Genomic DNA, 9,190 nt, shown 5'->3' with positions numbered 1-9,190 from the left:
GTCCGTGTCGTCGACGAGCCCGTGCGTCACCGCGGGCAGGGGGTCCTGCCACAGCAGCGTCTCGCTCGGCACCTCGGGACCGAGGTAGCGCACGACCGGGCCCATGTCGCGGTGGGTCAGCTTGAACCACGCGCGGGCGAAGGCGTCCGCGAACGCGTCGGGGTTCTCCAGGAAGCGGCGGGAGATCTGCTCGTAGGCCGGGTCGATCCGGAGCGAGAGGTCGGTGGTCAGCATCGTCGGCGCGTGCGTCTTCGACGGGTCGTGGGCGTCGGGCACCGTACCCGCCCCGCCACCGTTCTTCGGCCGCCACTGGTGCGCGCCGGCCGGGCTCTTGAACAGCTCCCACTCGTGGCCGAACAGGATCTCGAAGAAGCTGTTGTCCCACGTCGTCGGCGTGTTCGTCCAGGTGCCTTCCAGACCGCTGGTGATCGCGTCGCCACCCTTGCCGGTGCCGAAGGAGTTCTTCCACCCCAGGCCCTGCTGTTCGAGCGGCGCTGCCTCGGGGTCGGGGCCGACGCTGTCGGCGGGGCCGGCGCCGTGCGTCTTGCCGAACGTGTGACCGCCCGCGATCAGGGCGACCGTCTCCTCGTCGTTCATCGCCATCCGGCGGAACGTCTCACGGATGTCGCGGGCCGCGGCCAGCGGGTCGGGGTTCCCGTTCGGGCCCTCGGGGTTGACGTAGATCAGGCCCATCTGGACCGCGCCGAGCGGGTTTTCCAGGTCCCGGTCGCCGGTGTAACGCTCGTCGCCGAGCCAGGTCGTCTCGGGGCCCCAGTAGACGTCCTCGTCGGCCTCCCACACGTCCGCGCGACCGCCGCCGAAGCCGAACGTCTCGAAGCCCATCGTCTCCAGGGCGACGTTGCCGGTGAGGACCAGCAGGTCGGCCCACGACAGGTTGCGGCCGTACTTCTTCTTGACCGGCCACAGCAGCCGGCGCGCCTTGTCCAGGCTCGCGTTGTCCGGCCAGCTGTTCAGGGGCGCGAAGCGCTGCTGACCGGCCCCGGCGCCACCGCGGCCGTCGCTGATCCGGTAGGTCCCCGCACTGTGCCACGCCATGCGGATCATCAGCGGGCCGTAGTTGCCGAAGTCCGCCGGCCACCAGTCCTGCGAAGTCGTCAGCACCTCGGCGATGTCCCGCTTGACCGCGGGGAGATCGAGGCTGTCGAACGCCTCGGCATAGTCGAAGTCCTCGCCGAAGGGGTTGGCCACGGCGGGGTTCGTGGCCAGAATCCTCAGGTTGAGCCGCTCCGGCCACCACTGACGGTTTCCGCCGCCCTGCGTCGGGTGCGGTGCGCGCGCGACCGGGCAGCCACCTCCGCCCTCCGTCTTCGCGTCTACGACGATTGCATCATGGTTCTCAGACATGGGATTCCTTCCGGACCAGGCGAATCACGGTGCTCGGGAACATCACGGTGCTCGGGAACCTGGGGCGGTGGAGCGGCCGGCGCGACGTCGGGTGGTCGCTCGCCCGGACGATGTCCGGCGACGTAACGCGTGGCGCGCTCGCCTGCGGGCCGGCAGCACGTGGCTCCTCGGTGGTGGTCCCGTACGTCTCGGTCTCCTGCCCTGGTTGCCGACCGCCCCTTGGCTATCACCGGAACCGATCCTACGATGGACAGAGTCCAAGTCAAGATGTACGACAAGCCCATATACAACCGGAACCCGAACGTCCACCGGTAAACTTCGGGGGCACCCCGCCGAGCCTGAATAGGTGGTCCGATATGAGCGATCTGCTGGAGCGACTGCGCGAGCGCGGCTGGCGGATGACCTCCCAGCGGCGTGTCGTCGCGGAGGTCCTCGACGGCGACCACGTGCATCTGACGGCCGACGAAGTGCACGCCCGCGCGGCGCAGCGGTTGCCCGAGATCTCCCGGGCGACGGTCTACAACGCCTTGGGCGAACTGGTCTCCCTCGGTGAGGTCATCGAGGTCGCCACCGACGGCCGCGCCAAGCGCTACGACCCCAACGCGCACCACCCGCACCAGCACCTGGTGTGCTCCGGCTGCGGGATCGTCCGCGACGTCCACCCCACCGGCAGTGCGCTGGCCGACCTCCCGGCGGAGGAACGCTTCGGCTTCACGGTGACCGAGGCCGAGGTCACCTACCGAGGACTGTGCCCGTCCTGCGCCCGGACCTGAGGTCCTCGTCGCGGTCGCGGGGAACGCGCGGCAGACACCCGACCGGGTGACGACCAGACGTTCGGAACCACGGCCGCAGCCGTGATCGGAACCGGCTTCGCCGACCGGGTAAACGGCGCGGCCCGACACCGGATCCGAACGGATCGCGATGTCGGGCCGGCGGAGTGGGACGGCGGATCAGCAGGTCTGGCGTACGTAGCCCTTCGTCCCGACCGGGACGACGTCGAGGTCGCGGCGGACGACGCTCAGCGAGTCGCCCCACTTCCTACAGGCGGTGGACAGGCCCTTCGAGGTGTACTCGATCGCGATCACGTGGTTGCCGAACGCCTTGGTGTAGTCGCCGCATTCGTTGTTCTGGCCGCACTCCTCGGCGATGGCGAAGTCGAGTCCCGTCGTCGCCCGATCCTCGGACAGCTCGGAGGTGTTCTTCTGCGCGATGGCCAGGCCCCGCTTGTGCGTGTGCTCGGAGAGCAGCGTGATGTACGCCTTGGCGTCGGCGTCGGTGAGCAGGTCGTCCGAGCGGGTGAAGCTGTCGTAATTGTCGGGCTCGACGGCCTGGAAGCCCTTGTTCGCGCACTCGTCGATCCAGCCGTTCACCTTCTCGGCGACGGCGCTGCGCTTCTCGGGGGTGCGCAGGTCGAGCAGCGCCTCTTTCCAGAAGCCGTCGTAGACGACCGTGCCGTCGTCGCGCCGCAGCAACAGGTCGTCGCGCCACTCCTTTTCGGCGCCCCGCTGAGTCTGGAAGGCGTTGACGTAACAGATGTTGTAGATCCCCTGCGCGGGCGCGGCCGTGTGGTCGCGCGAGACCACCTTGACCCCGGTCGGCGGGGTGTAGGCGCCGCCGATCTGATAGTCGAAGTTCGCGTGCGCCGGGGGCAACGCGACGGCGGCGGCGGTCGCGTTCGCCGACGTGCCCGGGTCCGGGTCCGCGTCCGTGTCCGTGTCCGCTTGTGCGGATGTCGGCGGGAACAGGAACAGGGAGCCCGCGACCGCCGCGGTGGCTGCCACCGACGTGACGAGACGTCGCGCCGAGCGCGGGAGGAGGGTGTTCATCATCGAACTCCAGGTACGGAGGATACGTCCCCGCCTCGGAGGCCCGCGGGCACCCTGGCGACTTTGTCCGGACTCGCGGCCTCACGCCGCCTACCGGCTGGGCGTACCTTTCACGCCGATCGCTGTGCCACGGCGCCGCAGCAGTCAATCGAGCAATATTCGGCGTGTCAAGGGATCGTCCGTGCGCACAGCGCTCAGCGGATGTCACGTGCCGACGGAACGAATACGCGCTGCCTGCGTGTTCCGGACACGCCAGGGTGTACGAATGCGCGGAAAAGCTCGCACGCGTGTCGGGATCTGCGCGCCGTGCGCATCTCGGCGCGCCCCATCCGGCCGGCCGCGACGGCGTGAACTCGCCGGTCCGCCGCGGCGGTTCGGCCGCTCCCTCAGGTCAGCGACGCGACGGGGGGCTCGGTGACGGGGGGTTGGTCGTCGGCGGGCTTGCCGATCCCACGCTCGGAGGGGCGTCCCGGGATGGTCGCGGCGATGGCGGCGGCGACGATCGCGACGACGCAGCCGATCATCATGCCCGTGCGGAAGGCGGACTCCGAGGGGAGGGTGCGTCCGCCGAGATCGATCGTCATCTGGGACAGGACGACCCCGACCACCGCGGCCGATACCGACGTGCCGATGGAACGCATCAGCGTGTTGAAGCTGTTGGCCGAGCCGGTCTCGGATTCCGGCACCGCGCCCATGATCAGCGCGGGCATCGCGCCGTAGGCCAGACCGAGGCCCACGTTGCAGATGCACGTGACGGTCATGACGCCCCACGTCGACCCCAGCAGGGCGATCGAGGATCCGTATCCCAGGGCCATCACCAGGCTGCCGACGACCAGCGTGACCTTGGGGCCGCGCGCGGCCGACAGCTTCGCGCCCAGTGGCGACAACGCCATCATCATCAGTCCCGAGGGAGCCATCCACAGGCCCATCGCCAACATCGACTGGCCCAGGCCGAATCCCGTCGCCGAAGGCAGCTGTAGCAACTGCGGCAGGATGAGCGCCTGGGCGTACATCGAGAAGCCGAGGACGACCGACGCCAGGTTGGTGAGCAGCACCTGTCGACGCGCGGTCACCCGCAGGTTGACCAGCGGGTCCTTCGTCCGCAGTTCCCACCGCCCCCACACCAGCAGGACGACCGGCGACGCCACGAGCAGACCCACGGTGGCGGGGCTGCCCCACCCCCAGACGGCCCCCTTGGAGACTCCCAGCAGCAGGCCGACCAGGCCCACCCCGAGGCCGATCGCCCCGACGACGTCGAATCCCCCGACGGCCCTGGCGGGGGTGGCGGGCAGTTTCAGCCAGATCAAGGCGGCGACGAGCGTGCTGAGCGCGGCAGCGCCCCAGAACAGCACCCGCCAGTCGGCGTTCTCGGCGACGGCCGCCGAGATCGGCAGGCCGAGCGCGCCGCCGATCCCCATGGACGCGCTGATCAACGCGATGGCCGAGCCGAGGCGTTCGGGCGGCAACAGGTCGCGCAGGACGCTGATGCCCAGCGGGACCATGCCGGCGCCGATGCCCTGGAGGGCGCGGCCGACGATCATCGGCAGCAGCGAGCCGGCGAGTGCGCAGACCACCGATCCGGTGATCAACGGCGCCGCGCACACCAGCAGCATGCGGCGTTTGCCGTACAGGTCACCGAGCCGGCCGGTGACCGGCGTGGCCACCGCCGCGGCCAGGAGCGTGACCGTCACGGCCCAGGTGGCATCGGCGGGGGTGGTGTCCAGGAGCTGCGGCAGTTGGCCGATCAGCGGGACCACCAGGGTCTGCATGAGCGATGCGGCGATGCCCGCGAGCGCCAGGACGCCGACGATGACGCCGGGCCTGGTGGGCGGAGTGGTACTGGCCACGGGGGGTCCCCGGTTTCTGTCGGAGGAGTGTGCGCGGTGCACGTGATGTGCAGGGCACACATCATATGCACAGTACACATTATGTGCATGGCACACATTGCGTGCTGTTAGCACATGATGTGTAGGATGCACAAGAGGTGTGGAGTCGCGCCGACGCGCCCGAACGCGAGGAGACGACATCGCGGCCGGGAACGGGATCGGAGGAGGAACCGGCATGGACAAGCCCGCGGACCTGATCGAGTACGAGACCATGCTGCTCGGACGACAGGCGCACATGACCGCCCGCGCAAAGGGCGACGAGGGCCACCTGGAGCGCAGCGCCTACGTCCTGCTGAGCCGCATCCGCATGGAAGGCCCCATGTCGATCCGGCAGTTGAGCGACGTGTTCGGGCTGGACGCATCCACGCTCAACCGCAAGACCGCCGCCCTGATCGGGGCCGGGCTCCTCGAACGCATCCCCGACTCCGACGGCGGCATCGCCCGCAAGTTCCGCATCACCGACGAGGGCGAGCACCGCCTCGACGACGAGCGCGAGGAGATGGTCCGCGGCCTGGACAAGGTGCTCGACGACTGGACCCCCGAGGACGTCGCCACCTTCGCCGCCTACCTGCGGCGCTTCAACATCGCCGTCGAGCGGCTCTCCGGTCAGCCCTGGCCGCGCCCCTGACCGTCGAGGGTCGGCCACGCCTTGCCGAAACGGCATGTTTCCTTGCCGGTGACGCGGAGCAGGTCGCATGCTGCCGAAGACGGCGGGCCACCGGGACGACGCGTCCCGGTCGTCGAGTCACGACGACGAGAGCCGTCGCCTGCCCCGACCCGGGCCCTTCGGCCGCCGTGCCCGACAACGCGAACGGAAACCCGTATGAACCACCACATCCACGACCCTCACGCCGCCGACGAGGCCGCGCGCTTTTGGGAGGACCTCTACAGCGGGCGGGACAAGCTGTGGAGGGGCGCCCCCAATCCGCTGCTCGCCGAAACCGCCGACCGGCTGACCCCCGGCAGGGCGCTGGACCTGGGCTGCGGCGAGGGCGGCGACGCGGTCTGGCTGGCCGTGTGGGGCTGGCAGGTCACGGCGGTCGACATCGCCCCCACCGCGCTCGAGCGCACCGCACGCCACGCCGCCGAAGCCGGGGTCGCCGACCGGGTCACCACCGAGCGCCACGATCTCGCCGCCACGTTCCCCGCCGGTACCTTCGACCTCGTGTCCGCCCAGTACTTCGAGACCCCGTTCGCCCTCCCCCGCGCCGACGTTCTGCGCCGAGCCGCGCACGCGCTCACCCCGGGCGGGATCCTGCTCGTCGTCGATCACGGCTCGGTACGCCCGTGGGCGTGGAACTCCGACCCAGACACCCGTTTTCCCAGCCCCGAGGACATCCACGACGAACTCGCCCTCGACCCGGCCGGATGGACCGCCGAACGCCTCGCCCGGCCGGTGCGCGAGGCCACCGGCCCCGACGGGCAGACCGCCGCGGTGACCGACACGGTCGTCGCCGTCCGCCGCCTCGGCTGACGCCGACCGTCACACGGGCGGCGCCACGCCCTCACCGGGGAAGCGGGGAGAACTCAGCCCCGCCACCAGTCGTCGAGGGGAGTGACGGGGACGGCCCGCTTGTGCCGGGTCGCGAGGTATCCCGATTCCACCTTGGCCACCAGTTCCGGCGCGATGTCCACGCCTTCCAGGTAGTCGTCGATCTGGTGGTACGTCAGGCCCAGGGCCTCCTCGTCGGGCAGCGCGGGCCGGTCGTCCTCCAGGTCGGCGGTCGGCACCTTCTTCCACGTGCTCGGCGGTGCGCCCAACTCCTGGAGCAGGGCGGCCCCTTGGCGCTTGGTCAGCCCGGTCAACGGGGTGATGTCGACACCGCCGTCGCCGTACTTGGTGAAGAAGCCGGTCACCGCCTCGGCCGCGTGGTCGGTACCCACGACGAGCAGGCTCAGCTGTCCGGCGATCGCGTACTGGATCACCATGCGTTCACGCGCCTTGATGTTGCCGCGCACGAAGTCCCGCAGTCGGATCTCGTCGCCGAGCAGTTCGCGCAAGCCGAGCGCCGCCTCGGCGGAGACCGCGTCCGCGCTCGGCTTGACGTTCACCGCGAGCGATCGGTCGGGCCGGACGAACTCCAGCGCGATCTGCGCATCGTGTTCGTCGGCCTGCACCCCGTAGGGCAGCCGCACCGCGACGAAGGTCGCGTCGTGCCCTTCGGCACGCAACTCCTCGGCGGCGAGTTCGCACAACCGGCCGGCGAGCGTACTGTCCTGGCCGCCACTGATCCCGAGCACGAAACCCTTGGCCGGGGTCGACCGCAGGTAGTCCTTGAGGAAGTCGACCCGTTGCCGGATTTCGACTTTGGGAACAATGGTCGTCTTGACGCCAAGTTCAGCGAGGATCTGGTCCCGTACGTTCGCCATCCACGTACTGTACCGGCGGCCGGAATCGACCGGCGGAGCGACCCGAAGGCGATGGATGTCGGGTGTCGGAAGTCGGGTGTGGAGTGTCGGCTGTCGGGTCTCGGGAATCGGCGGCCGGGTCGCGCGGGCCGACGGTCGGGCACCGGGTGGTCGGGCAGGTGGTCGGTGGCGGGGGGCCGGGTAGGTGGTCGATGGCGGGGGCCGGGCAGGTGGTCGGGCTCGGGTCGGTGGTCGGGTGTCGTCGGGGTCTTGCTTCGCGAGGTGCCGACCCGGCCCGCGTACGATGTGACCTGCCCGTCCCCGTACCGAACGCCTCGACGAGCGTGCGGGAGACCGCCGCCTGACGCGACAAGGACCACGCATGATTTCGCTGACCCTCGCCGAGATCGCCGAAGCGACCGGTGGCACCGTCCACGATGCCCCCGACCCGCACCTGCGGGTGACCGGTCGCAGTGCCAGCGACTCCCGCGAGGTCGGCCCGGGCGGCATGTTCGTGGCGGTCGCCGGCGCCCGGGTGGACGGACACGAGTTCGTCGAAACGGCGACGGCCAACGGCGCCGTCTGCGTGCTGGCCGCGCGCCCGGTGGGAGTGCCCGCCGTCGTCGTCCCCGACGTCACCGCCGCGCTCGGCCGCCTCGCCCGGCACGTCCTGACCCGCACCGGGGCGCAGGTGGTCGCACTCACCGGGTCCGCCGGGAAGACCAGCACCAAGGACCTCCTCGCCCAGGTCCTGGCCCGCCACGGGGAGACCGTCGCCACGCCCGGATCGTTCAACACCGAGATCGGCCTGCCGCTGACGGTGCTGCGTACCGCGGAGTCCACCCGCTACCTCGTCCTGGAGATGGGCGCCCGCCACCGGGGCGACATCGCCTACCTCGCGTCGCTGACGCCGCCGCGGATCGGCGTCGTCCTCAACGTCGGCTCGGCCCACATCGGGGAGTTCGGCGGCCGGGAGGCGATCGCGACGGCCAAGGGCGAACTCGTCGAAGCACTGCCTTCCGCCGCCGAGGGCGGTGTCGCGGTGCTCAACGCCGACGACGAATTCGTGGCCGCGATGGCCGGCCGGACCGGCGCCGCGGTCGTGATGTACGGCACCGGCGACAGCGCCGACGTCCGCGCCGGCGACATCGCGTCGATCGCGGGCCGCGCGTCCTTCACCCTGCACACCCCCACCGGATCCGCCCCCGTGAGACTGCGTTTGCTCGGCGCCCACCAGGTGCACAACGCCCTCGCCGTCGCCGCGACCGCGCACGCCCTGGGCATGGACACCGAACGCATCGCCGAGGCACTGTCCGCCGCCGAACCGGTATCGGCCGGCCGGCTCCAGGTCCTGGAACGCGCGGACGGCGTGACGATCGTCAACGACGCGTTCAACGCCAACTCCGAGTCCACGCGCGCCGGCCTCGAAACCCTCGTCGCCCTCGCCGGGGACCGCAGGACCGTCGCCGTACTGGGTGAGATGAAGGAACTCGGCGACACCGCCGAGGCCGCCCACGCCGACATCGGCCGGCGTGTCGGTGCCCTGGGCATCGACGTCCTGGTCACCGTCGGCACCACCGCCGAGATGACCGCGCTCGCCGACGCCGCGCGCTCGTCCTCGACGCTGCGCATCGAATCGGCCGACGACCCGGACGTGCTGTTGCCGCTGCTGAATCGGCTGCTCACGAGCGGCGACGTCGTCTTGGTGAAGGCGTCCAAGTCGGTCGGCCTGGAGAAGTTCGCGAACATCCTGCACGCCGAACC

At 70.6% G+C, this 9,190-nt stretch carries 8 protein-coding genes; 4 read left to right on the top strand and 4 right to left on the bottom strand.

Annotated features, from left to right (window positions below; genetic code table 11):
• The coding region (locus tag GT354_RS01115; RefSeq protein ID WP_346011780.1) for a peroxidase family protein at window positions 1-1,365 on the bottom strand (1,365 nt) is incomplete at its 3' end.
• A gap of 356 nt (window positions 1,366-1,721) precedes the next feature.
• On the opposite strand from GT354_RS01115, the gene GT354_RS01110 reads away from it, so the two are divergent.
• Window positions 1,722-2,138, top strand: a complete 417-nt coding sequence (locus tag GT354_RS01110) for a Fur family transcriptional regulator (RefSeq protein ID WP_161354242.1) — start codon at window positions 1,722-1,724, stop codon at window positions 2,136-2,138.
• Between the two features lie 177 nt (window positions 2,139-2,315).
• Here GT354_RS01110 and GT354_RS01105 read toward each other — a convergent pair whose 3' ends face one another.
• Window positions 2,316-3,191 carry an endo alpha-1,4 polygalactosaminidase gene (locus GT354_RS01105; protein WP_161354241.1) on the bottom strand — a complete coding sequence of 292 codons (876 nt, stop codon included), beginning with the start codon at window positions 3,189-3,191 and terminating at the stop codon, window positions 2,316-2,318.
• Window positions 3,192-3,577: 386 nt separating this feature from the next.
• Window positions 3,578-5,038, bottom strand: a complete 1,461-nt coding sequence (locus GT354_RS01100; protein ID WP_161354240.1) for an MFS transporter — start codon at window positions 5,036-5,038, stop codon at window positions 3,578-3,580.
• A 214-nt stretch (window positions 5,039-5,252) separates the two neighbouring features.
• Here GT354_RS01100 and GT354_RS01095 point away from each other — a divergent pair, with 214 nt between their 5' ends.
• Both GT354_RS01095 and GT354_RS01090 read left to right on the top strand, forming a co-directional pair.
• Complete coding sequence (locus GT354_RS01095) at window positions 5,253-5,705, top strand: MarR family transcriptional regulator (protein WP_161354239.1); 453 nt, start codon at window positions 5,253-5,255, stop codon at window positions 5,703-5,705.
• A gap of 195 nt (window positions 5,706-5,900) precedes the next feature.
• Entirely contained in the window at window positions 5,901-6,551 is a 651-nt protein-coding gene (locus GT354_RS01090) for a class I SAM-dependent methyltransferase (RefSeq protein WP_161354238.1), read from the top strand.
• A 53-nt stretch (window positions 6,552-6,604) separates the two neighbouring features.
• On the opposite strand, the gene nadE is transcribed toward GT354_RS01090, so the two are convergent.
• Window positions 6,605-7,447, bottom strand: coding sequence for an ammonia-dependent NAD(+) synthetase (gene nadE, locus GT354_RS01085; protein WP_161354237.1), 843 nt, complete (start codon window positions 7,445-7,447; stop codon window positions 6,605-6,607).
• 361 nt (window positions 7,448-7,808) lie between these two features.
• On the opposite strand from nadE, the gene murF reads away from it, so the two are divergent.
• Window positions 7,809-9,190, top strand: a 1,382-nt coding sequence (gene murF / locus GT354_RS01080; protein WP_161354236.1) for a UDP-N-acetylmuramoyl-tripeptide--D-alanyl-D-alanine ligase, incomplete at its 3' end; no start/stop codon positions are given.

The organism is Streptomyces sp. SID3343 (genome assembly GCF_009865215.1).
Taxonomy (GTDB): domain Bacteria; phylum Actinomycetota; class Actinomycetes; order Streptomycetales; family Streptomycetaceae; genus Embleya.
The sequence above is the reverse complement of the archived record's forward strand: the minus strand, read 5'-3'. Positions and strand labels throughout refer to the sequence as shown.